At 48.7% G+C, this 238-nt stretch carries 1 rRNA gene; it reads left to right on the forward strand.

The annotated features are described in order from the left end of the window. Nucleotides 1–88: ribosomal RNA gene (locus tag AACV33_RS06615) — 16S ribosomal RNA — on the forward strand; the annotation flags it as partial. Between the last annotated feature and the right edge of the window lie 150 nt (nt 89–238).

The following is a 238-nucleotide window of genomic DNA, read 5'->3' on the forward strand; positions in this document are numbered from 1 at the left end:
GAGGACGCTCACCACTTTGTGGTTCATGACTGGGGTGAAGTCGTAACAAGGTAGCCCTAGGGGAACCTGGGGCTGGATCACCTCCTTAACGATAGATTACGATTTATGAGTGTTCACACAGATTGATTAGGTTAAAAAAGTAAAAAGCAATGGAAGGTGCCCAACACCTTCAAAATATCCAGTGTCCCGTTCGTCTAGAGGCCTAGGACACCGCCCTTTCACGGCGGTAACAGGGGTT

Source organism: Aliivibrio sp. SR45-2 (genome assembly GCF_963890165.1).
Taxonomy (GTDB): Bacteria; Pseudomonadota; Gammaproteobacteria; order Enterobacterales; family Vibrionaceae; genus Aliivibrio; species Aliivibrio salmonicida.